At 45.7% G+C, this 26,992-nt stretch carries 22 protein-coding genes; 19 read left to right on the top strand and 3 right to left on the bottom strand.

The genetic code is table 11. The annotated features are described in order from the left end of the window. Positions 1–2: 2 nt before the first annotated feature. The 16 genes from MKY63_RS30610 to MKY63_RS30535 all read left to right on the top strand — a co-directional run bounded on the left by MKY63_RS30610 (position 3) and on the right by MKY63_RS30535 (position 22,292). Positions 3–1,556 carry an extracellular solute-binding protein gene (locus MKY63_RS30610; RefSeq protein WP_339810959.1) on the top strand — a complete coding sequence of 518 codons (1,554 nt, stop codon included), beginning with the start codon at positions 3–5 and terminating at the stop codon, positions 1,554–1,556. 74 nt (positions 1,557–1,630) lie between these two features. Then, positions 1,631–5,884: an alpha/beta hydrolase fold domain-containing protein gene (locus MKY63_RS30605; RefSeq protein ID WP_339810956.1), complete on the top strand. Its 4,254-nt coding sequence runs from the start codon at positions 1,631–1,633 to the stop codon at positions 5,882–5,884. Between the two features lie 103 nt (positions 5,885–5,987). After that, positions 5,988–6,194, top strand: coding sequence for a tautomerase family protein (locus MKY63_RS30600; protein WP_076143285.1), 207 nt, complete (start codon positions 5,988–5,990; stop codon positions 6,192–6,194). After that, entirely contained in the window at positions 6,184–7,140 is a 957-nt protein-coding gene (locus tag MKY63_RS30595; protein WP_036689353.1) for an ABC transporter permease subunit, read from the top strand. The genes MKY63_RS30600 and MKY63_RS30595 overlap by 11 nt, the downstream gene beginning before the upstream one ends. 21 nt (positions 7,141–7,161) lie before the next feature. Beyond that, positions 7,162–8,046, top strand: coding sequence for a carbohydrate ABC transporter permease (locus tag MKY63_RS30590; RefSeq protein ID WP_094902792.1), 885 nt, complete (start codon positions 7,162–7,164; stop codon positions 8,044–8,046). Between the two features lie 64 nt (positions 8,047–8,110). Further along, positions 8,111–9,142: a response regulator gene (locus tag MKY63_RS30585; RefSeq protein WP_038569866.1), complete on the top strand. Its 1,032-nt coding sequence runs from the start codon at positions 8,111–8,113 to the stop codon at positions 9,140–9,142. After that, positions 9,142–10,938, top strand: a complete 1,797-nt coding sequence (locus MKY63_RS30580; RefSeq protein WP_339810951.1) for a histidine kinase — start codon at positions 9,142–9,144, stop codon at positions 10,936–10,938. The genes MKY63_RS30585 and MKY63_RS30580 overlap by 1 nt, the downstream gene beginning before the upstream one ends. 47 nt (positions 10,939–10,985) lie before the next feature. Beyond that, positions 10,986–11,747: a glucose 1-dehydrogenase gene (locus tag MKY63_RS30575; RefSeq protein ID WP_076143279.1), complete on the top strand. Its 762-nt coding sequence runs from the start codon at positions 10,986–10,988 to the stop codon at positions 11,745–11,747. Continuing rightward, on the top strand, positions 11,744–13,822 hold the full coding sequence (locus MKY63_RS30570) for a heparinase II/III family protein (RefSeq protein WP_339810949.1): 2,079 nt from the start codon (positions 11,744–11,746) through the stop codon (positions 13,820–13,822). Before MKY63_RS30575 ends, MKY63_RS30570 begins: the two co-directional genes overlap by 4 nt. A 2-nt stretch (positions 13,823–13,824) precedes the next feature. Next, positions 13,825–16,119 (top strand): DUF4962 domain-containing protein, encoded by a 2,295-nt coding sequence (locus MKY63_RS30565; protein WP_076272643.1) that lies wholly within the window; start codon positions 13,825–13,827, stop codon positions 16,117–16,119. 56 nt (positions 16,120–16,175) lie between these two features. After that, positions 16,176–17,732 carry an extracellular solute-binding protein gene (locus tag MKY63_RS30560; RefSeq protein ID WP_076104620.1) on the top strand — a complete coding sequence of 519 codons (1,557 nt, stop codon included), beginning with the start codon at positions 16,176–16,178 and terminating at the stop codon, positions 17,730–17,732. A gap of 162 nt (positions 17,733–17,894) precedes the next feature. Next, on the top strand, positions 17,895–18,293 hold the full coding sequence (locus MKY63_RS30555; protein ID WP_036689366.1) for a hypothetical protein: 399 nt from the start codon (positions 17,895–17,897) through the stop codon (positions 18,291–18,293). Between the two features lie 143 nt (positions 18,294–18,436). Next, positions 18,437–19,609, top strand: coding sequence for a serine hydrolase domain-containing protein (locus MKY63_RS30550; RefSeq protein ID WP_038569878.1), 1,173 nt, complete (start codon positions 18,437–18,439; stop codon positions 19,607–19,609). Between the two features lie 49 nt (positions 19,610–19,658). Then, positions 19,659–20,480, top strand: a complete 822-nt coding sequence (locus MKY63_RS30545) for an ABC-2 family transporter protein (RefSeq protein ID WP_036689371.1) — start codon at positions 19,659–19,661, stop codon at positions 20,478–20,480. Beyond that, entirely contained in the window at positions 20,477–21,259 is a 783-nt protein-coding gene (locus tag MKY63_RS30540; RefSeq protein WP_038569881.1) for an ABC-2 family transporter protein, read from the top strand. Before MKY63_RS30545 ends, MKY63_RS30540 begins: the two co-directional genes overlap by 4 nt. 34 nt (positions 21,260–21,293) lie before the next feature. Next, entirely contained in the window at positions 21,294–22,292 is a 999-nt protein-coding gene (locus MKY63_RS30535) for an ATP-binding cassette domain-containing protein (RefSeq protein ID WP_244886461.1), read from the top strand. On the opposite strand, the gene MKY63_RS30530 is transcribed toward MKY63_RS30535, so the two are convergent. Beyond that, a complete protein-coding gene (locus MKY63_RS30530) occupies positions 22,283–22,852 on the bottom strand; it encodes a TetR/AcrR family transcriptional regulator (RefSeq protein ID WP_036689376.1) in 570 nt (189 codons plus the stop codon). The two genes, MKY63_RS30535 and MKY63_RS30530, sit on opposite strands and share 10 nt — an antisense overlap. Before the next feature lie 163 nt (positions 22,853–23,015). On the opposite strand from MKY63_RS30530, the gene MKY63_RS30525 reads away from it, so the two are divergent. From MKY63_RS30525 to MKY63_RS30515, 3 genes are read left to right on the top strand one after another with little or no spacing between them, the layout of a single operon-like run. Further along, positions 23,016–23,954, top strand: coding sequence for a 2-dehydropantoate 2-reductase N-terminal domain-containing protein (locus MKY63_RS30525; protein WP_038569884.1), 939 nt, complete (start codon positions 23,016–23,018; stop codon positions 23,952–23,954). Between the two features lie 27 nt (positions 23,955–23,981). Further along, positions 23,982–24,623: a histidine phosphatase family protein gene (locus tag MKY63_RS30520; protein WP_036689381.1), complete on the top strand. Its 642-nt coding sequence runs from the start codon at positions 23,982–23,984 to the stop codon at positions 24,621–24,623. Positions 24,624–24,638: 15 nt separating this feature from the next. Beyond that, entirely contained in the window at positions 24,639–25,229 is a 591-nt protein-coding gene (locus MKY63_RS30515; RefSeq protein ID WP_038569886.1) for a class I SAM-dependent methyltransferase, read from the top strand. Positions 25,230–25,299: 70 nt separating this feature from the next. Here MKY63_RS30515 and MKY63_RS30510 read toward each other — a convergent pair whose 3' ends face one another. Next, positions 25,300–25,395: a sporulation protein YjcZ gene (locus MKY63_RS30510; RefSeq protein WP_197069771.1), complete on the bottom strand. Its 96-nt coding sequence runs from the start codon at positions 25,393–25,395 to the stop codon at positions 25,300–25,302. Positions 25,396–25,507: 112 nt separating this feature from the next. After that, positions 25,508–26,908, bottom strand: coding sequence for an RsmB/NOP family class I SAM-dependent RNA methyltransferase (locus MKY63_RS30505; protein WP_038569888.1), 1,401 nt, complete (start codon positions 26,906–26,908; stop codon positions 25,508–25,510). Between the last annotated feature and the right edge of the window lie 84 nt (positions 26,909–26,992).

Here is a 26,992-nt window from a genome sequence, read left to right as displayed (position 1 = left end):
AAATGAAGCGTTGGATGCTTACCATGGTGGGAGTTTCATTATTAGCCGTCTCTATGAATGGATGTTCCTCTTCTAATAAGGGGGGAGAAGAGCAAGCAGAGGAGAGTCCAGAAAAAAACACTGCTTTCTCCATATCGTTCCGGAGCGGAAACATTTCGTATGCAGACAATCATCCGAATATTAATGATGACAAATGGGTCAAAAAGCTGGAGGACCTTACAAATACAGTTCTTAACATCCGTTTGATGCAGCAGAAAAATTTTGATTCGCAAATGATTCAAATGTTCGCGATCAACGACATTCCGGATGTCGTGCAAGCAAGCTCTGGGCTGACGAACCCTCAGTTGGCAGGTTCCGTGGAAGCCGGAGTATTCATGCCCCTAAATGAATTGCTTGAGCAGTATGGGCAGGATCTTCTCAAGAAAGTTCCGAAGGAGGCATGGGAGAAGGAGACCGATGCGAAAGGTAATATCTATGCGATTCCGGAATGGCTGTCCAATCCGTCACGCCGGGCAACTTGGATTCGTGCGGATCTTTTGGAACAAACAGGGCTGCCAGAGCCTAAAACAGTAGATGACTTCCTGAATGTCATGCGTGCTTTTAAGAAGCTGGGTGTGGAGAATCCTTATATGGGCCGGGAGGACTTTGTATATTCGGATATGTTCTTCGGATCTTACGATACCTTTGCTAATTTCTTTATGAAACAAGGGGATCAAATTGTCCCGAAATTTATGAATATCGAAAATATGCAAAAGACGATCCAAACGTACAAGACAATGTTCGACGAAGGACTGATCAACAAGGAATTCGTCACAATTAATCCCACGAAATTTAAGAACGATATTCTTGCAGGCAAGGCGGGCATCTGGAACATGAATGCGAACCTGTTGATCCAATGGGATCAGCAGCTAAGAGAACAGGTGCCTACTGGTAAAATGAAGCTGATCGCCTCGCCCACAGGGCCAGACGGTAAGGGGGGACTTCGTCTTGTCGGTACGGTGCCGCGAGCGTATTTAATTAACAAGAATGCGAAAGACCCTGCCGGGATCGTCAAGTTTTTCAACTGGATGGTTAGTGACGAAGCGGAGAAGTTTTTTACCTTCGGAATTGAAGGGGAAAACTACACTGTAGAGAACGGAAATATTAACTATAACAGACCGAAAACAGCTGATGAAGTTGATGAAGAAACGTTCCGTCAAATCCTGCTGTGGTTCGTACAGGATACTACCTACAATAAAGGTGCGCTTAGTCTCACACCCGAAGGAAAAGATTTGATGAAGCTCTACGACACAGTACTTGCGAATGAGGGACGCGACGGGATTCAATTTGAACCGCAAGTAAAAGGCTATCAGAAAAACCCGGACATCACTCCAGGTGGAGATAAATTGCCGCCTGTTATATTGACGCATGTGATCAATATGGTATACGGCAAAAAGCCGATCTCCGACTATCCGAAGGTGGTGGAGGAATGGCTGCAGAAAGGGGGAAGTGATGTCGTCAAGGAAGCAACAGAACGTTATAACAATAACGACGGTGTGATTTTGTCCCGACATTAATAAGCTGCACCTCAAAAGAGGTTTGAACTCCATAATGCTTGTGATTACCTATACCATGACAGGGAGGAATTCATTTGAGAAACGGACTATATAGGAAAGCTTTTCGAGTGGGCATTAGAGTACTGTTGGCTTTGGCTTTGTTATATTCGCCTTTGGAAATGCAAGCGCTTACTGAAGTTTATGCAGACAAAATAACCGATGACTATGTTACGCTCTACGAGGAAAACTTCGATGACCCTGACAATTTTGGATCTACCGGTGGTATTGCCATTCCGGGGCCTTGGCTGCAGGAAGGCGAAGGAAACAGTATGGCGAAAACTTCGGTTTCGTCCACGGCCCCGTCCTTACCGAATCTGGTGAAAATCGATGGCAAGGATGCATTGGCGCTGCCAGTGAATTCGACGGGGTACCGCAATCTTCAATTGAGTTATTATACACGGGCATCCTCCTACATCGGAGGAAGCGTCATCGTAGAATGGTCAAGTGACGGAGGGATAAATTGGACAACGTTGGAGGAATTTAAGCTGCCCCCAGGAACGCTGGAACAAAAGAACAGTGAGCCGAACCAACTCAAAGTCCAAAACTTGGGCAGCGGAGCTGACAACAACCCGAACGTCAAAATCCGGGTTCGTGTGGGGGAGCTTATGAGCGCGAATATGTACATTGATAGTGTCGCCCTCAAAGCTCAAGCGATTCCCGGAATACCACCCGCAGAGACACCGGTGCCAATCCTTACACCGGCTGAACCTAAGCCGTTTGTGGTTCCTGAAGGCGTTAAGCTGTATGAAGATGTGCGGATTGGGAATGCTGGAACGCGGCCGATTTATACTTCGATTGCCGTACCCAAGATCCTGCCTCAAGCACCCGTGCCAGTGATGGTATACATTCATGGCGGAGGTTGGAATCACGGAGACCGGAAGCAAGCCCTTGCCAGTATCTGCAACTATGTAACCAAGCGAGGATATATCGGAGTATCGCTGGATTACCGCTTAACCCCGGAAGCGCCATTCCCGGCGCAAATTCAGGATGTGAAGCTTGCTATTCGTTACTTGCGCGCGCATGCGGCAGAATACCATCTGGACCCGAGTCGGATCGGTGTATGGGGTTCGTCATCAGGGGGGCATCTGGCCTCACTACTCGGTACGACTGGGAACATTAAGTCAGGCGAGACAATCACATTGGATACAGGACATACCGTAAATGTTCCGGATTTGGCAGGGAATGGCGGTTGGCAGCAATATTCTGATCAAGTGCAAGCCGTTGTCGATCTCTACGGTCCAGCGGATTTTACAACAAACTTCGCTAATAGCTATAAATCTGTAAAAGCGCTTTTAGGCGGGAACGACGCGTTCTCTGTGCCAGACCAGGCAAGGTTGGCCATGCCTGGCACTTATGCGTCACCGGACGATCCGCCTTTTTTCATCCGCCATGGGGATGTGGATGCAACGATCCCATACACGGACAGCATTACGTTCTCCAATCAATTGAAGGATGCAGGCGTGAAAGTGGTCGATGTAAAAATTGTACCTAAACAAGGTCACGGTTTTATAGGCGAAGCGGCTGAGCAAGCAAGCGCCGAGGCTTGGGCTTTTATGGATCAATATGTAAAGAATCGAATGGCAACAACACCTGATGATGAGGTTGTATACCGCGATCTAGCCAGTCTGGCACCGAGCGACGATGCAGTCATCGACAGCAGCAAGCCCACTGTAAACTTCAATAGCGCGACGGGCAGCAGCAATGGATTGTTCAGTATTTCTTCTGGCGCCGAGAACAAGAAATATGTGTATTTTAAATTTGATGTCTCTTCATATAGCAATCCTGCAAACAGGTACATTTTTAATGTTGCTGCCAAAAAGGGTTCATCCAATGCGGACCTCGAACTTTCGTTATTCGGCCTAAAGGATACAAATTGGACTGAATCGGAGCTGACTTGGAGCAATGCGCCTGTCACGGATCTGACCATTGCTTCGTTAAGTGGGAAATTTACCGTAACGGCAGACAAATCAGGAGCTCCACAGGTTTACAGCATCGATGTGTCCGAGTTTGTCAGAGAAAGATTGTCCGCATCGGGCGGTAATATCGCTTTTCTGCTTGGTGATGCGGCAAGCACTGGAATTTCCCTCAATGTCTATTCGAAAGAAGCTAATGGCAACAGCAACCCCCGTCCACAGCTTGTTGTTCAAGAAGCGGTTGCACCTTCAAGCGACCATGAGAAACCTTCCTGGCCGGATGGAAGTTCTCTGAAAGCAGTCAATATAGGTACAGAGTTCATTCAACTTTCATGGCCGGCCGCCAGCGATAATCAAGGTATCGGCTCCTATCGCGTATACCGGGATAACACCCTGTTATCCAATGTTACCGGTGCAACGTACACAGCCGTTGGGCTTAGCCCTAGCACGGCGTACAGCTTTAAGGTTGAAGCGGTGGATCAGTCGGGCAATACATCCGTACCGCTTTCTTTTACGCGGTCAACGCTTACAGAACCCATCATTCCTTACGCGATTGCAAACGTGACAGCCAGCGACAGCGATGGCAATATCGCAACGAATACCATCGATAATAACTTGTTCACCCGTTGGTCCGCCGCAGGTAACAGCCCGTGGGTCCAATACGATTTAGGCGAACGGAAGCAGATCAGTTATTTAGGTATTGCCGTTTATAAAGGTGACACGCGTACGGCTCAATTGAGTATCGAAACTTCAAATGACGGTTTGGCTTGGACTACCATATGGACTGGTGCAAGCATGTACAGAACCATAGAGATGCAACCTTTTGATCTTCCTGACACAGAAGCCAGATATGTGCGGATCGTGGGTCTTGGAAATTCTGATGGCAGCGCGTTTACAAGTTTATCGGAGGTAAACATCTATGCGCCGTTCGCAAATGGCGATACACCTGTAGCCAGCATCCCGAACTACACACCTAATCCCCCCCGGGAACCGATCCCATTCACAGCTCCCGGATTAACCGAACCTGAGGGTACGGTGCATCCGGTTCATTCCTCACCTACTACCACTGGGCGCATCTTGAACGTGCTGGACTATAATGCTGATCTCGCCGATAACGACACAGATGACGGTATTGCTATTCAAGCTGCCATAAACAGTGCTGAGCCCGGCGATGAGGTCTATTTGCCGTCTGGGGTTTATAATTTGAACTCAACATTGGATACTCTTGTCAATTTGAAGCTCAAGTCAGGAGTAAACCTTCGCGGTGAGGATCAATCAACAACCATCCTCAAGACATCTCTCAATAAGGTAAAAAACAGCGCCCTGATGAAAGTATCCGGACAGCATGATCTGTCCATATCTAATCTCACATTGACTTCTACCTGGAACGGTGTCTACACGACGGATCATAAAGTGAACAACCCGGACGCAGGTGGTCCCGACAGCATGATTACCATCGCAAATTTTGGTGAGGTTCCGTCATACAACATCACGGTTGATGGGGTTACTGTAGAGAAGTATTCACGTATGGGTGTGCGTATCGACAACAGCCGTGATATTGTAGTACGCCGCAGCACGTTCCGAAATGCGACAGATGTAGGTCCGGGCGGTGCTGGCTATGGTGTGTCGATTCAGGGCATGGCCAAACAGGACCGCAACGGGTATGAGAACGACACGGTTTGGAATGTTGTGGAGGACTCCCATTTCGAAGGCCCTTATTTGCGGCATGGGGCGCTGATCCAATTTGTTGCCCATAACAATGTTCTGCGAAACAATCAGTTTATGAATACAAAGCTGGATGCCATCGATCTGCATGGAGAACTCGAATATTTGAACGAGATATACGGCAATGTGATTAGTGACATTCCCTACGGCGCGGCGATCGGGCTGGGAAACACCGGGGGTACAGCACCCAGCAATCACAGTAAGTCAGGACCGCGCAACTATATCCATGACAATACGATTCGTAATACAAGAGAAGGAATCAATGTAACTATGGGCACTCCGGATACAGTCATCGAGCGAAATGTGATTGAAAATACAACTCATATAGAGGACGCCAAAGGCATTCAGATTTTGAACGGGCCAGGTACAATCATTAAGGAGAATATCATTCGCAACAATACTGCGTCGAATTATTGGGCTGTATCCCTTGAGCATGATCCCGGCGACAGCAAAGCAAATGATATCGGAGCGGGCGACCCGCAGGACGTTCAATTGATCGGAAATTCGCTGATTGGCAATACGAACGGCATTCGACTTCTTGCTGGAAAAGGGATCATCCTGCAAGGGAATCTTATTGACAGTATAAGTCGCAATTATTTCAAAAATGATCATGTGGTAGTAGAGGGTTGGCCGTTACCGAATATACCCTAAAGAAAACACAAGCTCACTCATAGAAACTCCATATTGCAAGCGCTTTATTGTAGGTAGAATGAGGTTAGATTCATTCACTATTCAAGGAAATGGAGGAAGGCCGATGCCACATATTGAGATTAGGATGTACGAAGGCCGAACGAGTGAGCAGAAGGAGGAGATAGTCACCGTATTCACGCGGGAGTTATCCCGAATTATTGAACGGGATGAACGATTTATTACCGTCGAATTTCAAGAAATTCCCCTGGATGAGAATGCTCCGGCGAACCTGCTGAAAACAGGATCTGTAGGAAACGGTTATGAAAGCTAAGTTAACTGGGGTTGACCTTATTAACTACAAAGCCGACACGAAAAGATCCTTGCTTTTAAACATGTGGAAATTCAGAGCACTCTATGTGATTGCGATTCCCGGGATCTTGTATTTCATCATTTTCAAGTACTTGCCGTTGGCTGGTTCAGTTATTGCATTTCAAAACTACAACATTTTTAAAGGCTTTACAGGCAGTGAATGGGTGGGACTTGAGCACTTTAGGACGATGTTTCAATACCAGGATTTCGGAAGAATCTTGAGCAATACAATTCTTCTAGGCTTGTATGATCTTATATTCGCCTTTCCGGCTCCAATATTGCTTGCACTTCTGCTGAATGAAATTCGGCTTGTGTTTTACAAACGGTTTTTGCAAACGGTGGTTTATATGCCCCATTTCCTGTCTTGGGTAATTGTCAGCGGTATCGCCTTGGGTATCCTCTCCCCAGGAACAGGGATTGTGAATCAGGTTTTACAAGCCTTCGGCTTTGAACCAATTTATTTTCTTGGTGAAAATTCATACATTCGCACGATTTTGATCAGTTCCGGTATCTGGAGGGATTCCGGGTACGGTACGATCATTTATCTGGCCGCGTTGGCAGGAATAAACCCAGATCTTTATGAGGCTGCTGAAGTAGACGGAGCCGGGCGCTGGAAACAAACCTTAGCCATTACACTGCCGTCTCTGATACCGACGATTATGATTTTGTTCCTTCTCCATATCGGGAGATTTCTTGATCTTGGCTTCGAGCGGGTATGGGTATTCCTGAACGCGCTTAATACCGGGAACGGGGAGATTCTGGACACTTATATCTATAAGGCGGGGCTGCTGTCTCAGCAATACAGCTATACAACAGCAGTGGGGCTATTCAAGTCGGTAGTTGGACTCATTCTGGTGCTCATCGGCAACATTTTGAGCAAAAAAACAACCGGTGAATCGCTGTATTAATCGCTCTTTATGGAGGTAGGGATGATGAGAGTACGCTATACTCGCGGCCAGAATCTATTTAATGTGTTCAATCTTTTGTTTCTGACCGCTCTCGCTTTGGCTATGTTTCTGCCGTTTCTGAATGTGATTGCCCAGTCCTTTAGCAGCTCTGAAGCAATTATTAATGGCAGGGTAGGTTTGCTGCCAAAGGAATTTACCGCGATCAATTATCAGTACGTTTTCAGCGATCATTCCATTTGGCGGGCGTTCGGTGTCTCCGTCTATATTACGGTACTGGGCACCGCAATTAATCTGATTGCGACAGCGTCTCTCGCTTATCCGGTGTCGCGGCCGGAATTCCTAGGACGTAAATACATCGTCATGATGGTATTGTTCACTATGGTATTCAGCGCCCCTCTTATTCCAAATTTTATCCTGATAAAAAATTTGGGGCTTATGAACTCCTTATGGGCACTTATGATTCCGGGCGCCATCAGCGCTTTTAACTTTTTCGTGATGAGAAGCTTCTTCATGCAGCTGCCTCAGGAGCTGATAGATTCCTCTAGAATCGATGGGTGTGGCGAGCTGCGGATCATTGTCAACATGGTACTGCCGTTGTCCAAACCGGTAATGGCCTCATTGGGGATTTTCTACGCCGTCGGGCACTGGAATACGTACATGAGCGCTCTGTATTATATCAACAAGCCGTCTTTATGGCCTCTGCAGGTGATGTTGAAGAAGCTCTTCGAGACGGACGATATCAGCATTGATCCGGCTTCCTCAGTGTATAGCTCTTTGGCCCACACCTCACCTGAGGGCATTAAAATGGCTGTTATCATTGTCGCTACTATTCCGATTATCATGATTTACCCGTTTCTTCAACGCCATTTCGTTAAAGGAATGATGGTCGGATCCGTCAAATCCTGATCTATCATAGTGTGGTAGAATAGGAACGCGTTAAGCGAGACGAATCGGAAGGTGGTATCCATGGATGAGATGTGTATTAATCGTAGACGACGAGCCCATGATTCGAAAGGGACTTTCTATCATGATCCAGCAATGCGGCGAGCATCCGTATAACATTAAGCTGGCCCAGAATGGCGAAGAGGCAATTCAGCTCATTATGGAGGAGCAGCCGGATTTTCTTTTTACAGATATCCGTATGCCCAAGGTAGACGGACTGGAGCTGTGCCGGCGGCTGTCGGAGATGGAGACGGATATTCAGACTGTTGTCATCTCGGGTTATGGGGATTTTGAATACGCCCGCCAATGCGTGTCCTATGGAGTGAAAGAATATCTCCTGAAACCCGTGAGCAAAGGGAACCTTCAAAATGTGATCGCCAAACTGGAAGCGCATAGAGAGAAGTTAGAGAGTTTTGTCTCTGTCGCTAAGCTCGATGAATGGATCGTGCGTATGGATGATGCCATCTGGACCTTGGATAAAGAGAGGCTGTACCTTGTACTGAAGGAATGGGAAACTGACTTCCTCCAGCGCAAGATGAGCCGAAGTCAGCAAAAAGAGCTTCTGGAAGAGGGCTACGCTTTGCTCGTGAAGAAGCTGCTTGTCAATTCAGTTACACCCGGTAAAAGCGTATTAGACTTGTCCGCAGCAGCTGGATCTGAGCAGTTATTCCACTGTTTCGCAGAAGCGTCAGCAGCTATATTGGAAGAGCTTCGTAGAAAGCGCAAGGGTAAAGCGAAGGATCCGATAGAGGAAGCTAAAGCATTTATAGAAAAGCATCTCGCTCAGGAAGTATCGCTGGAAGAAGTGGCGGAAGTGCTTGGACTAAATGCCTCTTATTTCAGCCAGATGTTTAAGCACTCAACGGGAGAGACCTTTGTACATTACCGCATAAAACGCAGGATGGAGAAGGCCAAAAGATTGCTTGCCGATGCAAGCTATCGGATCACCGATATTTCCTATGAGGTCGGGTATGCAGACCATCCTCATTTTACGAAAACGTTCAAAAAGTTCACCGGGCTGGCTCCTTCCGAGTATCGCAACCAGCTGGGGATCGATTGATGAGAAAGAGTCTGTCGAACAAGCTGTTCGCCTCCTTTCTCACCGTCATTCTTCTATCCTTGTCCATGGTTGGATTTATCTCCTATTTTCAGGCTTCGGCTGAGCTGGATAAGTCTTCAGAGAAGTCCATTGCCCAAGTTATCAGAAGTGCGTCTTATCAAATGGATCTGTATTTGCAAAATTATGAAAAGGCTAGCGATTCCATCCTGTCCTACAATCAAGTCAAGGAGTTCCTGGATATGGACCCAGAGGATAGCTTCTCCTACTATCAATATACGAATGACATTCAGAAGTATTTGTTTCGTTCTTTGTTTATTCTGTATCCTCAGATTAATCTGATGTACATCATCGGTGAACACGGCAAGGCCATTAGCGATGATAACTCCTATCAGGCGCATAGCCTGCAGTTTCATCCTCAGGAACGCTACCGTTTCTTAAGCGAACATACGCCGGAGAGCGGCCGCATCACCATTCTCAACACGAATGTGATGAATGAAGGGGATAAGAACATTATTACGATGGTCCGACGAATCAGAGGGGTCTCTTCCTATCGTCCTAAAGGTATAGTGGCCATTGAATTTAAGGCAGAGGATCTGGCCCGCATATGGGAACCTCTTGATCTGGGACAGGGCGGGTCCTACTTTATCATGGACGAATTCGGCAAACTCCTCTATCGGGCGGAAGGGAATAATAACCACCCTGGGTTATCTGCTGAGCACATTCAGAACGTATTTCAACACCCAAATGACTCTGTGGTGGAAAAAGTAGACGGGAAAGAGTATTTGTTCGTGTCGAGAAAATCCGAATATTCCAAATGGCAGCTTGTAGTATCCATACCCGTTGGTGAGCTGCGCAAGCCTATTTCTACCATTCGTACGACCACGCTGGTGGTGGGAGTTCTCACGCTTGTAGGCACACTGCTCCTTGCAACCTGGTTCGGACGATCCATCACGAAGCCCATCCTGATTCTTAAGGAGGGCATGAGGGAAACGGAAAAAGGCAAGTGGCGCAGGCTTGAGATGAACGGCCGTCAGGATGAGCTGGGGGGATTGATGCGCAGCTACAACCTCATGGTGACCCGGCTGTCCGAAATGATTGAGCGGGTATACGAAGCGGAGCTTACCACCCAGAAGGAGGCTCTGGAGCGTCATCAAGCTGAATTCCAGGCACTCCAGCTGCAGATTAATCCGCACTATCTATATAACACATTAGAGACTATCAAATGTTACGCGGTCGTTCAGGATTCGGATGAAATCACAGAAATAGTGGAGGCCATGGCATTCATGCTTCGCTACTCCATCCAAACTAATCTGGAGGAAATTACGATTGCCAATGAGCTTAATCATGTACTGAGCTACATGACGATTCTCAAGCACCGGATCGGCAGAGAGTTCGAAATTGACGTAGTGATTCCGCCGACGCTGCTACTGGCTAAGATGGTCAGGCTGACACTTCAGCCCTTGATCGAAAATATTTTTCAGCATGCGTTTCCCGAGGGAATTGAAGACAAGCACTATATTCGAATCGACGCCAGAATAGAGGGAGACCGTTTTCTAGTTCTTGTAGAGGATAACGGCGCAGGGATGTCCCGCGAACGGCTTGATAAGCTTCGTGAGAAGCTGAATCTGAATCAGCTGGCGGATACGGAAGGAGATTCCCTCTATCATAGAGGTGGAATCGGGCTCATGAACGTGCACCGGAGAATTCAAATGGTGTTCGGTGAACAATACGGGTTAAGTGTCGAAAGCGTGGAGAATGAGGGAACCCGGCTGATCTTATCTATGCCTGCGGAGTGAGAAGATAGATGTTTTCAGAAAAAACTACTACTAGGAGGAAATATGCAATGAAAATTGATTTGACTGGTAAAATTGCGCTTGTTACAGGGTCCAATGCAGGGATAGGCCGACAAATCTTGGAGACTTTGGCTGCTTCCGGCGCCAAAGTGGCGGTAAACTATTTGTTTGGTTCTGCGGAGGAGACGGTTGACGCGATCCGTCAGGCCGGAGGAGAAGCTCATGCTTTTCAGGCAGACGCAACAAGTCCTGCCCAATTGGACAATATGGTAAAGGAAATAGAGGAGCATTTCGGCGGAACCATCGATATTCTCGTCAACAATGCAGGCGGTATGATCAATAGGGTTCCAAATACTGAAATGAACGAAGAGCATTACAACAAGGTGATGGACGTCAATTTTAAATCATGCGTGTTTGCCTGCAAAGCCGTAGCAGCAGGAATGATTGCCAAGAAAAGCGGTAAAATCATCAATGTATCTTCCCTTGCGGCCCATGACGGCGGCGGACCGGGGGCTTCCATTTATGCAGCGGGCAAAGCTGCGGTATGGTCTTATACCAAGGGACTTGCCAAAGAGCTGAGTCCTCATGGAATTAATGTAAACGCTATCTCTCCCGGATTTATCGGTCAGACCGCTTTCCATGCTACCTTTACTGCGGATGCGGCAAGACAGGCAACGATTGCAAAGATTCCGCTGGGCCGGGAAGGTGCTCCACAGGATGTGAGCAATGTGGCACTCTTCCTCGCTTCAGAGCTGTCGGATTATCTGACAGGCGAAATTATTGAAATTAACGGAGGCTTGTTCATGCGATGATGAACCTTAAGGAGAAAGCAGATACTTTTTCCTGGGTTGGTCTTGAGGTGGATAAATTGAAAATGGAGCTGGATCCCTTCCGGAGAGAAGAGATTCTGCTCCCGTCAGAGCCTGGTGGCTGGTGGCACCAATATGTATGTCCCCAGCATCATACTGAGCTAATCTTCGATGTTATGGAGCAAGATGCGTTTGTTTTTTCTTGCCCGAAGGGCTGCAAGCTGGAAGGTGAACCCTACCGGGGAGCATGGCTGGTATACCGGCATCAGGCGATGGCGCGATACGCCCTGCAAGCTGCCGCGGTATTCGCCGCAGACGGAGAAGAATTCTATAGCAGCTTAGCCCGGAAGATTCTTGTCGGTTATGCAGAGCAGTTCCCCTTGTATCCGGTTCATCCCGATGCCCAACCCTGGATGCTTAGTGGCCGTGCCTTTCATCAGGCGCTGACAGAGGCTATCTGGTCCACCACGCTTATTCGGGCCTATCTGCTTCTTGTGGACTATGGAGTAACGTTCACTGAGGAAGAAGAGTTGAGGCTTCAAACATTCTTCACGATGCTGGAGGAGAGCATGGAGCAATACCGCCACATCCTCATTTACGAGAAGAAGAATGCAGAGAACAATTATACCGCATGGCTGAACGCTAGCCTGGCTTGTGTATATGCCGCCAAAGGCACCAGAGAAAAGCTTGCTTCTTTGCTGGAGGGAGAAGGCGGATTCTATCATCATCTGTCCATTGGCGTGAAGCCAGATGGCTTTGAATTTGAAGGCAGCACGTACTACCACATTTTTGTATTGCGGGCTTATCTCATAGCAGCCGAGATGTCCGGGCGCTTTGGGGTTGACCTCTATGCTGCCAAAGGAGATCAGGGACAATCCATCCGTGGCATGTTTCAGTTGCTGGTAGAGCTTAGCGGCGATAACGGGGAGCTTCCAGCCGTGCATGATGGTCCTTATGCGCGCGTTCCTTTCGCCCGAGAAATTGCTGAAGTATTTGAAATAGGTATTGCGGTTTACAAAGACCCGAGTCTCCAGCCAATACTGGCGAATGCTTATAGGTATCTATATGGACAGGAATTAAGGACTGGTCTGGAGGCAGTGCTGTATGGAGCAGGTGAGAGTAAGGAACTTCAGACCAGTTACAGGGTGAGAGACTCTGTTCTACTGCCGGATTCCGGATTCGCCGTGCTCCGCCACCCGGGCAATCCGTTGTCCGTTCTGGCGGATTTCGGAGAGCATGGCGGATCACATGGGCATTTTGATAAGCTTCATATCACGATTATGCACCGATGGGGGGAGGTTGCTCCCGAGCTGGGCATGGTTCCTTATGGATCTGTTTTGCGGAAGGAATGGTATTCCGAAACCGCGAGCCATAACACGGTTACCATCGGAGGGCGCTCCCAAGCTCCACATACCGGAAGGTGCTGTCAATTCCGTCAGGAAGGCATTGCTACGTACTTATGGATTCGCTCAGACGGCGCCTATGAAGGAGTTGTTCTAGACCGGCATCTTGTATTGGCCGGCGGTTGGCTGCTGGATTGGTTTCATGTTGAGCAGGTGACGGAGCGGGATCAGGAAGTGGACTTATGGTTTCATCCGACGGGACATTTGCTGTTACCGTTCGACCTTCACCGTGTCCAGACGGACTCTCCGGCAGTCCTTGGTCTGGAAGCAGGTTATGGCTCAGTAGAAGTACTGTCCGCAATGAAAAATGAGACGGATTGTCCGTTAAATACGGAGTGGAATATCCGTTATGATGGAGTGAGCAGCGGCCGGGAGTATGAAGTATCCACGAGTACTCTACTGGCGCCCGGCTCCACTATGTATGAAATCCGCACACCGGGTAATGCCGAAGACCCGAGTAGATTGCTACGAGGTATTATGCTTCGGCACAAAGGACCGTCGGTTAATTTTATTACGGTTTATCGGGACGGTCACGAACCTGCTGTACTGAAGCTAGTGAGTCAGGTGGGCGAACCGCCCCGAATCCAAATAGCAACAACTGGGCAAGTAGTGGTCTATTGCCTTGACCCTAAAGCGGGACTGATTCAGGAAAAGTCCCGGAATACGGAGGAGTAGAGATGTTAGAACCTTTATTTCAACCTACCAGCGGCGTACTCGACCTGTCATATGGGCCAGATGAACATACAGATGTTGGAGAGAATCCTCCGCGGTTTACTTGGATGCCTGCATGTCTAGAAGAGAGTATGTACGAGCTGCAGATCTCCTCAAACACTGGATTTGAGCCGGAAGGTACGTTGACCTACAGCAGAATTCCCTATAATTTGTTTACCCCGGATAAGCCGTTGGCGCCCGGCTCGTATTATTGGCGATACAGTCTTATCGGGGAGAATGATATCCGTTCCGAGTGGAGTAAAGTAAGAGCTTTTGTGGTGGAGGATGAATTGCCGCTAACGCCACTGCCTTCCCGTACAGAACGATATTCAACTGCTTCCGCCCACCATCCGCGGCTATGGCTTCAAGCGGAGCAACTTCCGTCTTACCGGGAAGTTGTCCGCCAAGACCCCATTTCCACTGGCTGGGATGACTTCCTGAAGCATTCCGTTTTACCCTGGACAAAGCGCGAGCTTATTCCCGAGCCTGCACCGTATCCAGATAATAAGCGTGTCGCCACACTATGGCGGCAGATGTATATGGACTGCCAGGAAGTTTTCTATGCTGTCCGGCATCTTGCTATAGCTGGAGTTGTGTTGGAGGACGAGGCGCTTATCGCCAAAGCTAAAGAGTGGCTGCTTCATGCGGCAAGCTGGAACACGGATGGTACCACCAGCCGGGATTACAATGATGAATGCTCCTTTCGCATAGCCGGAGCGTTGGCATGGGGCTATGATTGGCTTCACGGCTCTCTGGTGGAAGAAGAACGCCTTAAGGTAAGGCAGGCGCTACTGCGAAGAACCGGGCAGATCGCATTCCATGTCATCGAACGTTCCCGCATCCATCAAGTTCCTTATGACAGCCATGCGATCCGCTCTTTATCCTCTGTACTCGTACCGTGTTGTATTTCCATGTTGGGTGAGGAGGAGAAGGCGCAGGAATGGCTTGATTATACGCTGGAGTACTTCTCCGCCATGTATACTCCATGGGGTGGCAAAGATGGCGGGTGGGCCGAAGGTCCGATGTATTGGACCACTCAGATGGCATTCGTTACGGAGGCGCTCAATCTAATTCGCAAATACATGGCAATCAATTTCTATGACCGTCCTTTCTTTCGCAAAACCGGTGACTTTCCGCTCTATTGCTTCAGTCCGGATACCGTGAGGGCCAGCTTCGGCGATCAATCGTCACTGGGAGATCCGGTCAATCTCAAGACGGGCTTCAATATCCGCCAATTCGCCGGTTTAACCGGGAATGGCCAGTACCAATGGTATTTTGAGCAAACTAAGGAACTGAACCCTGACACCCAGATGATCTTCTATAACTACGGCTGGTGGGATTTCCGGTTCGATGAGATGGTTTATCGCACGGATTATCCGCAGATTTCTTCAGAGCCACCGGTGGCTGCAGAACCTCTGAAGTGGTTTCAGGATGTGGGATGGGTCGCCATGCATCATCGGATGGAGGATCCGCAGGAACATATCATGCTGTTGACCAAGAGCAGCCGTTACGGCTCTGTGAGCCATAGCCATGGGGATCAAAACGCCTTCCTGCTGCATGCCTTCGGCGAGCCTTTGGCTATTGAAAGCGGCTATTACGTTGCATTCAACAGTACGATGCATATGCAGTGGCGCAGGCAGACCCGCTCCAAGAACGCAATTCTTATTGACGGCAAAGGCCAATATGCTGGCACGGACAAGTCGAAGAACATGGCAGCCTACGGCAAGGTGTTGAAGGCGTATAGTACGCCCGGAATCAACTACACGCAAATGGATGCCACCGAAGCCTACCGCGAGAATGTACCCTATATCAAGCGGTATGTGCGGGAAATATTTTTCTTTGATAGCGCTTACTTTGTTATCGCAGACAGTGTCGAGCTGGAACGTCCGGGAAAATTGGATTGGCTGTTTCATACACTGTATCCCATGAAGTTGAAGGAACAATCTTTTAAAGTAAATGGTAAAAAAGCTCAGATGGAGGGCAGATTTGTCTATAGTTCCTCGGGAGAAATGACACTTAGCCAAAGCAATCAATTTACAGATGTAGATCCGAAAGAATGGGAAGGGCTGCCCGAGCATTGGCATTTGACTGCCTCTACCCAAGAGGCCGTAAGTCATCGGATCGTTACTCTTCTGATTCCCCAAAAATCAGGAAGCCGGGATTACGTATCGTACTTTATGGACGATCAGGACCATGGGGTTCATGTCTACTTTACGAATCAGGGAATTACCCACCGGGTTGAGATCCCAAAAGCTTATTAGCCTTAAAATATCTTCATTTACGTATACACCCCATTGTACAAGGAGAGGGTTATATTATGAAAAAATGGATTGGCATCTGTCTGGCTACCGTAATGGGTGCTACCGTTATTGCAGGTTGCTCGAACAAGGACAAAGAAGAGACTGCCGGAGGTTCGTCAAATACGCCGCAGAAAACTGAATTCTCGATCTCGATGCGGACGCTGGCTTTTAACTATGTTGAGAAATCACCCGACTTGAATAAGGACAAATGGGTGAAAAAGCTGGAGGAGATGACAAACACAGACTTGGATATAGTGTTGGTTCCTCATAAAGAGTTCGAGCAGAAAATGGTGCAGATGTTCGCCACTAATGATATTCCGGATGTCGTTCAAGGCTCGGGCGGCGTAAATGGCAAGGAAATGGCTGGTTCCGTTGAAGCTGGTGTGTTCATGCCCTTGGATGATCTGCTGCAGCAAAACGGCCAGAACCTTTTGAAAGTAATCCCGAAGGAAGCTTGGGAGAACGTCACCTATCAAGGGAAAATTTACGCAATACCGGAGTTTCTGTCCAATCCCTCCCGCCGGGCGACTTGGATTCGCAAGGACCTGCTGGATCAAACCGGCTTGCAGGTTCCAAAAACGGTCGATGAGTACTTGACTGTGTTGCGTGCCTTCAAAAAGCTGGGGATAGAGAACCCGTACATGGGCCGTCAAGACTTCAAATATGCGGATGCTTTCTTTGGCGCTTATGATGTTTTTCCGTATCTGACTATGTTCGAGGAAGTAAACGGCCAGGTTCAGCCGAAGTTTATGGATAGCGAAAATATGATGAAGGCGTTACAGACCTACAACACCATGTATACAGAGGGTTTGATCAACAAGGAATTTGCCACCATTAACCCGACCAACTACAAAAATGCGATTCTCTCAGGAAAAGCGGGCATGTGGACGATGAATGCCAACGAGCTTCTGCAGTGGGAGCAACAATTGAAGGCTACGACGCCATCCGCCAAGCTGGAGATTATTCCTTCGCCAGTGGGAACTGATGGAAAAGGAGGCTCCTACTTGTACGGCTCCGCTACGCGCACCTACTTTATCAAGGAAGGTACGAAAAATGCTGCGGATATCGTGAAATTTTTTGACTGGATGTTGAGCGAAGAGGCTGAGACCTTCTTTACCTTTGGGATCAAGGACGAAACCTATAAGGAAGAGAACGGCAAAATCGTATACACTTCTCCTGCGGATTCCGCTGCTATAGATGAGGAGCGCTACCGCCAGTCTTTCCTCTGGATGGTGCAGGATACTACTTATAATAAGGGTGTCCTTAACATGACAGAAGAAGGCAGAAGCTTGATCAATGTATATGATACTATTCTGGCTAATGAAGGCCGTGACGGAATTCAGTTCGACCCGCGGCTAGATGCCTTGGTGAAGAATCCAGACATTGCACCTAACTCGGACACGGCTCCTCCGGTACTGCTGACGCACATGGTAAAGATGGTATATGGCAAGGAACCTATCAGCGACTGGCCGAAGGTTGTGGAGGAGTGGCTTTCTAAGGGCGGTAACGATGTCATCAAGGAAGCTACGGAAAAATATAACAACAAAGCAGGCGTCACCATGCCACGCAGATAAACTTATCCTCCAGGGGAGTTGGAATTCAATTTAAGGGCTGCCGAGAGGTAGCCTTTTTAGTTAGGACCAGTTTACTTTAATGCAATATCCAAAGTATGGATTATATGGTAAGTTAAATAGAGACATTCTAATGAACTATCTAAAAAGAAACGGAGTGATTTCATGAAGATGCGGAATTCAAAATTTTTATATTATCTTGTCTGGATCATAGTGGGGGCGCTCTTATTACATTATGGCAACTCGCTAATTAGCCATTACACTGAAGAGGCACAAAAGAACTATCAATTAGAAAATACTGTGTGGATCACGGCTATTGTCCCGTTTGTCTATGGGATCTATCTGGCGTTGTTAGAAGGATTACCTAAAGCTTTTATTGTTAATTGGCCGCTGTTGTTTATTGTGTTTCTTCCAAGTTTTCTTCTGCTTATGTATCCGATTTTAGTAATGTATTTTAACATTTCGAACATAGAGATTTACAAATTTGCAAGCATACATGATGGGGTAGTATTTGGTCTGGTTAGTGGAATGGCACTAGTTAAATCTCTAACGACAAACCGTTAACGAGATTACAGCATTGCTGTTACAGAATTATTGGAGCAGTATAAAATAGTTATATGCAAAATCACCCTTTCAATTATTTGGGTTTTATTGCAAGATATTTATGCATCATGTATTTTATTGAATAATAAGGGGGAGTGCGAATAATGTTATCATCCACAGAGCTTAGCAAGCTGAACGAAGTGAATTACAGGGAGGACCGATTAGAGGCACTTAATCATTTTTATGAGGATCTCTGTAATAAGAAAGTAGCCGATGGCTATATTTATTCTCTTAGTCGTTATGGAAAAATATTTGCTAATGGAGCGGGGGGACGCTTCAGTTACGAAGAAGATAGCGACCAAGAATTGAAAACGGATACAATTTTTCGAATCGCTTCTATTACCAAGCTGTTTACGGCAACAGCGATCTGGCAGCTTGCAGATGATGGAAAAATTTTTATGGGACAACCAGTTAGTTCTATTCTTCCAGAGTTTGATGCCGACCCTTTTAAGCCGATTACAATTGCTCATTTACTGACTCATACCTCCGGCATCGCACCTGATCATGGAACTATAAGTGATACTTACTATAAAAGTGCATGGTGGTATATTTATGAATCAGAGCTTGGAAAAGAAAACTGGATTAAAGCTGGACTTTCCTATGGCATTCGTTTTCCGGTAGGGACTCAATGGATGTATTCCTCGTTTGGATACGTGGTTCTTGGTGCAATTATTGAGAAAATAACAGGTGTTTTTGCAGAAGATTACATAATGGACCACATTGTAAAACCGTTAGGCATGACAGATACTTTCTTTGATATACCGCCTGAGAAAGCTGGTAGGATCGCTATTCGTTCGGAAGAAGCCAAGGAATATCTTCAGAAGCTGCAAAACGGGGAAATTACGGATGAAGAACAAAGGTCTGAGGAAGAAATCAAGACTCCCGGAACTGGTGGGGGACTGTATTCAACCGTTAATGATCTACAAAAGTTCGGAATCATGCTGCTTAACCATGGGGAATACGAAGGGGGTCATGTCTTAAGTCGGATGGCTGTTCAGAGAATGACCAAGCGGTTCAATTCTGAAAAAATTCCAAACTACGCATGGGGAGATGGAGGAGCGGATAGACCATACGGTCTTGGGCCAGACCTTCGATATAATGAAAGTACATCTTATTCTGAAGGCACTTTTTTTCACGAAGGATGGGGGTCTTGTTCTTTGGTCGTTGATCCGGTAGAAAAGCTGATTGCCGTTTGGTATATCCCTTTTCATAAAAATATATGGGACGGTAGAGGGATTTTCGGTACAAACAATGTGATCTGGTCCGGACTCGAATAAGAAAAAGACTTTTTTTATGTGATATCTATAGATAGGCAGGATGTGACTTATGTTTGAGATGATAAAGCACCGCTTTCGCATTATGAGGGCGGTTGCTTTTGTTACTTATAAGGAATGGAGTGCGTACAGGACGCATTCGATGGTTTCTATTTTTGTAGGCCCAGTGTACTTTTTAGTGCAGTATTATATATGGAGCGCTGTTTATAGCGGGGAATCTTACATCAACGGGATGTCACTCTCCCAAATGCTTTCCTATTTTTGTGCTACGATGTTGATCAACTATCTGACTATGGATTTTGCCGATTGGAATTTACAAATGCTTATTCGTACCGGGAAATTCATTACGTTTTCGTTAAGACCGCTAAATCATATGTTCTTTGCTTTATCTCAGAAGGCAGGGCATAGGGTACTTGGGCTTTTGTTTGAATTTTTACCTTGCTTTATGATCTTTTTCTTTATTTTTCATATTGATGTCTTACCCGCAAATTTACTATACGCGATTCTTTCAATAGCTATGGCGTTTATGATGAATTTTTTCATTCATTATAGTATTGGAATGGTCGCCTTTTGGATGGTGCAATCCTCTAGTATTCGTAATTTTTTTAATCTCTGCGAAGGGATATTTTCAGGATCGCTGATTCCATTAGTATTTTTCCCAAAATCCTTACAAATGGCATCCTTTTTCTTACCCTTTCAATATACGGCCTTTCTTCCAGCAATGGTCTATACAGGTAGCTATACTTTAGCTGATATAAGCTTACCTATTCCTCAAGTGTTATTGCTGCAGCTCATAGCCGTAATTATTGCCGGAGTTGTCTGCCGGGTGCTGTATGCGGTGTCGCTTAAGCATTTTACGGGGGTGGGCGCATGAAACGTATGTATCAAATATATAAAACCTGCATGAAGGCGAATATTGCTTCTGCTATCACTTATCGTGTTAACTTTATTTTTAATAGTCTTATCATGCTCATAGGGAATGTGCTGTTTCCTCTAGTAACGGTATTTATTTATAATTCGAATGCTTCATTTGCAGGATGGACCTTTAAAGAGGCGCTGTTAATTCAATCCGTTTTTATTCTGTCTACGGCTTGTGCCGGGATTTTTTTTAACGGAATTATGTGGAATACGATGTCTCATGTTGTAGAAGGGACTTTGGAAGTGGTATTAATTAAACCGACCTCGAGCCTTTTTCTGCTGTTGGCCAGATCTTTTGAGTTCGAAAGTATCGGGCTTTTAGGTGGAGGAGTAATCATGTTCGTATACGCACTTAGCGGAATCGATGGGATGACCATAGGCTCTTGGTTATTGTTCCTGTTGTTGTTTGGTGCAGGGCTGCTTGTTATGTTCGGTGTGGCGCTTATTGTGGCAGCGATTTCCTTCAAATGGGTGGCGAATTCCCGCTTGCCGGAGATGTTTGAGAGCATTAAGTCTTTTGGACGTTATCCAGGGACGATTTTTCCTAAGGCAGTCGTAGCTGTGAGTTCTTTTCTGTTTCCGGTCTCCATGATTGCCTACTTTCCAGCATCTACACTGATTGGCCGATGGGAACCCTATTTTTTTATAGCGATTATTCCTTGTGTATTATTTGCTGCCTTCGGAATTTGGCTCTATACATATATGCTTCGCAGTTACAAAAGCGCCGGAGGATAAAAGATTAGTTAAGATCTAAGAAGGAGAATTTCACTTGGACATTATTACCGTCAAGAACTTAACCAAGCAATATGAAACCTATCACCGTGGACAAGATGCAAAAAGTGTATTTAAAAGTCTGTTTCACCGTGAAAAATCGATAATTACCTCTGTAGAAGATCTTTCGTTTAGTGTTGGAAAAGGAGAAATCATTGGCATTCTGGGTCCAAACGGTGCAGGGAAATCTACGACTATTAAAATGCTGACAGGCGTTCTCTATCCTACCTCGGGCGAAATAAATGTTCTAGGGTACAACCCTCATAAGCAGAAAAATCAATATGTAAAACAAATCGGGGTATTGTTCGGACAGAAATCGCAGTTAATATGGGACATTCCCCCTTTGGATAGCTTTTATATGAACAAGGAAATCTATGATATTCCTACGAACGACTTTCGTACAAGACTAGACCAATTTGTAAACATGTTTGAGATTGGCGATATTATTACTAAGCCCACGCGCACCCTTTCCCTGGGAGAACGAATGAAATGCGAGTTTATTATGGCGATGCTTCATTCACCACCTGTGGTTTTTTTAGATGAGCCAACGATCGGGCTGGATGTAATAGCTAAACAAAGAATCAGAGAATTCATTAAGCAAATGAATCAGGAAGGCACCACATTTATTCTGACAACACATGACTTGGAAGATGTAGAGCGTTTGGTTCAAAGAGTACTTATAATTCATCAAGGGAAAAAAGTATATGACGACAAGTTCTCTGAACTTCGACTGCATCTGGGTGCCCAAAAAGTAGTTAGGCTTTCAGCCGCCACAACTATTGGAAATATTGATCTGCCTGGCACTCAGATATCGGAAAGAATATCGGATTACGAAGTGGAGCTGCTGATCGATACCGAGCAATGTAAAATGGGCGAGTTTCTGCATATTCTTAGCGAAAAGGTAGAGATCCTTGATATATCCATTAAGGAGATTCCCATTGAAAAAATTATCAGCTCCATTTATGAGATGGATATGGGAGAACATATTCAAGCTTGAGAACGGATCATCTGCAGATTTAGATCGAGCATGGACCATAACTTTTCAGTGATTTCTTTTGCAGAGCAAGGATTACTATGGGTAAACCACCATTCAATCACTCCGACAGTCGCCGAACTTAAAAATTGCACAGATATATCTTTACTCAGCTCATCGAGATTAAAATTGTTTTCTAAAAATTGTACCTTAATCTGCTCATTTATCATTTCTTGTAATTGGTTTCTAAAGGAGAGCAGAGCTTTGTTTCTTAATAAAGTCTTATAAAAAAGAGCATTCTCCTCCAATTGTTCCAGCGTGCGGAGCAATGACGCCTTCGAGGGATTGGGTTCGGTTTCATCCTCCACTGCGGAGCAGCTTTCGATTAGTTGCTGGAGCTGAGCCTCCAGGCATTTATCCATCAGATCGTATTTGTCCGCATAATGGGAATAAATCGTTCCGCGGTTTACATCAGCACGCTCTGCGATTTCGTTGATCGTTATTTTTTCAAAATCTTTTTCAGCCATCAGTTGAATTAATGCATTCATGATGGCTGTTTGGTTTTTTTTAATTCTTCTATCCATGATAAGACTCCCTTTTTATTAAACAATGTATTGTATTTTGTTGAAAAATCAACAAAACCGGTCAAACTAACGATTGAACCCTACCGGAGATGTGATAATCTGATTTTATCGAACAGTTGATCAAAATTCAACAAATGTCTAAAAAGGGATAGAGGAGCTAAATATGAGAGTTTTAGTTTTTGGAGCGGGAGTATTAGGCAGCTATCTTGCGCATGTTCTAGTGCGTGGGGGAAATGATGTCACCATGCTTGCCAGAGGAAAGCGAGCAGAGCAATTGACGAAAGACGGACTTGTGCTTCGCCATTATTTTCAAATTAAAAACACTGTGGATACAGTAAAGGTCATCTCTACGCTTCGATTCGATGATCTCTATGATCTTATTTTTGTTGTTATGAAATATAATGATTTTCCATCTGTGTTACCTATTCTAGCTGAGAATCAGAGTCTGAATATAATTCTTGTGGGGAACAATGGCGATGCTCTTGGCATGCAAAAGGATCTCCAGGAAATGAGCAATGTGAGGAAAAATATACTCTTCGGATTTCAACTTAGTGCAGGAATTCGGGAAACGAGCGGTCGCGTTATTAAAATACACGCAGGAGGGCAAATGGTACTTGGCAGTTTAGACGGTGAGATTCCAATAAAACACTTACTGGAAAAAGCGTTTGAGAACGCTAAGTATAAGCTAACTTATCATGAGGATATGGATGCTTGGCTCAAAAGTCATATCGTGCCAATAGTGGCTTTGAACTCCCTTAGTTATCTGCATGACGGGGATTTGAAAAAGGTATCTAAAGATAAGAAGCTATTAAAACAAGCCATTTCAGTAATGGACGAGGGGTTTCAAATCATGGAGCAATTAAGCTATACTGTTACTCCAGCAGGTCAAGTTAACTTTGTTCGAAAGCACAAGCAGGCTGTATATTATGGTCTGGCAATAATTCATAAATTACCGTTTATGAAATTAGTGGACGGTTCTTTCAGCGAAATAGCGGCTTTGTTTAATTCATTTGATATTTTGAAGCAACAAGCAAACATTGCAACGCCCAATTGGGATCAACTTAAAAAACAAGCGTTTTCGAAGTTTAATGCAAATGTATAACAATCTTGTTCAGGAGGTATACAATCGATGGCTATATATTTTATAAGGCATGGAATAGATGATGAAGGCTTTCGTGGGGGTTGGAGTCAACGTGGACTTGTAGTAGAGGGATATAGACAAGCCGAACGTCTTGGATATTATCTTAAGGAAAATCAATCTAGCTTTAACATAACCCGTATTCTTTGTAGTGATTTGCAACGTGCGTTAGATACAGCAAATGAGATCGCCAGAGAGCTTGATTTGCCTGTTGAAAGCAGCCAGTATTGGAGAGAAACGAACAATGGTGTAATCGCTGGAATGCCTCATGAAATCGTAAATGAACGATACCCGGGTCTTTATTTCTCGGCTTTAAGAATGGATGAGAGATTTCCAGGAGGAGAAAGTCCTCAGGAATTTTTTACGCGAATAAGTTCAAGTTTCTCAAAACTATGTAATGAACTGGAGAGTACTGATCCAAATGAAAATGTAATTGTGGTCACTCATGGTGGCGTAATTAATGTTATATACCATATTTTAAAAGGGCTAACGTGGACGAATAAGAATGCTCATTTCCCGACTTCATATACTAGTATTCATAAAATAGAGTATCAAGTAGATAAGTGGGCAGTTACAGCAGAAAATCTTACGGAACATATATCAAGTGATCAGGCTGCTGGTATGGCCAATTGATTGGGAGGTACAAATATGGGTTTATTGAATGCGCTGATTGAGCAAGCCAAGAATCCTAGAGGGTTCGTAGGAAATATCATGATCAAAATCATGAATCAGGCACATACCAACATCACAACATGGGGACTTAGAAAAATAGAAATTAAGAGCGGCGATCCTATCCTGGACATAGGCTGTGGTGGCGGTCAAACTATACATACGTTAGCAAAACAAAATAAACAACATGAAATTTACGGCATAGATTACTCAGAACAAGCTGTAGAGACATCTATTCAAAAAAACAATAAGGCTGTAATCGCTGGTAAGGTGAAAATTAGTCAGGGAGATGTGTCAGCGTTACCGTTCAACGATGGATTTTTTGGGACGATCACAGCGATTCAGACACATTATTTCTGGCCGGACCTCGAACACGATATAAGTGAAGCATTTAGGGTGCTGATGGCAGGCGGTACATTTGTTATTATTTCTGAGATCTATAAAATCAATTATCATATGAAGCAATTCACTAAGAACGAAGAGATGGAGCAGTTATTTCGGAAATCGGGCTTTCAGACGGTAAATATTCACGAGAATAACAAATGGAGATGTTATGTTGGAAAGAAATAAAGCGGCCGCACCGCCCCAAAAAGGACGACACAGCCGCTTCGTTTCACCAGCTATTTAAGCCGGGAAGGTATTAAACAAACAACGAACGGGAAATGATGACCAGCAAGATGAAAAGTACCAAAATCGCTCCGGTCGAAGTGAAGGCTCCTCCATGAAATTCACCCATGATTTATTCCTCCTCAACTTATGTCTTCTTCTCAATTGCTGTGACTGATGTCGCAGCTTTCTGAGATAATGACATCATATGCCGAAGAGGGCCTGTTGTACTGGTCTATGGCCTATTGCTCGTCAATATGGGCTTTTAGGATACGTAATCCTTTAGGAAGATGATTTTTAAGCTGCCCTAAACTCGCTTTGCCCCAACTAATCGGCAAACCATCTAAAGTTACAAGTGTCCATCCATGTAATTCGCTGGGGACAGGCAGGCTTTCACCACGTAGCCAAGCATGTATTTCCGGGCCATCACTGCTGAGATTAAAGCTTCGTGAAGCTTGTATGGGCTGTAGTGCCATAGCTAATGCATGAGCAGGTTCAATCCGATTTTTCTTCAAATGGGCGATATGTAGTCCAGCTCGTGGAATACGCAGTCCGTCCAGCAGCCCGGTATGGAGATTGCCATTAAAGGATTCTGGCAGCAAATAAAGGGATTCGCCGAAGAGCAGTGGCACACCTTGGCATGAAAGACCAGGCAGTTCTACCGCAGCCCAGTCTTGAAAAAGCTGGTAGGCATCGCGTACAGAAGAATTAGTTTTTGGGTTGTTTTTACTTCGGCGTTTTTTGGCGTTGCGGTTGGCATCATCATTCACGGATGCAGTGTCAATTTGCTTACGCAGGAGTGCTACAAAGTGACCTTCGCCCTTTTCTAAATGCGGCCAAAGGCGTTTGCAGGTGAGTAGTTCCATATCGGGGTAACTAGCCGTCAATCGAGCAATGGTTTCTTCATTCTCTTGACGGTTAAAGGTGCAGGTAGAGTAGGCTAAAGTACCCCCTGGTTTAAGCATAATGTAGGCGTCTTGCAGGATATCCCATTGTCTCGCTGCGCACATAACTACATGAGCAGGAGACCACTCTTGAATGGCTTTTGGATCTTTTCGGAACATGCCTTCTCCAGAACAAGGAGCATCCAGCATAATTCGGTCAAAAGCTTGCGGGAAACGCGCAGATAGCTGTTCTGGTGTTGCACAGGTTACGAGGGTATTCTTAATGCCCAGACGTTCAACGTTCTCTGCTAGAATTTTTGCGCGTTCCGGATGAATCTCATTAGAGATTAAGAGGCCTTGTCCCTGCATTAAACCAGCGATATGCGTAGTTTTACCTCCAGGGGCTGCTGCAAGATCGAGGACGGTTTCACCGGGTTCAGGTGCCAGCAGTTCAGCTGCGGACATTGCGGAAGGCTCCTGAATATAATATAGTCCAGCGGCATGGTAAGGATGCCTGCCTGGTCGAGCGGGCTCATCATAATAAAACCCGCCCTGGCACCATGGGATAGGTTTCAAATTAAATTGTGAGACTGTACGGTCCACCGCAACTTGGCCTATGGCTGAGGTGCTTTTTAGCGGATTAAAGCGCAGTCCTTGAGTTCGTGGTGCTGAATAACTTTCTAGAAAAGCATCTGCCTCTTGCCCCAGCATTTCTTTAATAGATGCGGTGTAAGAGGCAGGCAGCTGTTCTTCCTTCATAGCTCATTCTCCTTTTTCTTAGTTGCTGTTTCATGTTTATACCGATAAAATCAAGGTATGGGGAACGTAATCGTACCTGAAATT

The sequence above is a fragment of the Paenibacillus sp. FSL R7-0189 genome, assembly GCF_037969925.1.
GTDB lineage: Bacteria > Bacillota > Bacilli > Paenibacillales > Paenibacillaceae > Paenibacillus_AQ > Paenibacillus_AQ odorifer.
The sequence above is the reverse complement of the archived record's forward strand: the minus strand, read 5'-3'. Positions and strand labels throughout refer to the sequence as shown.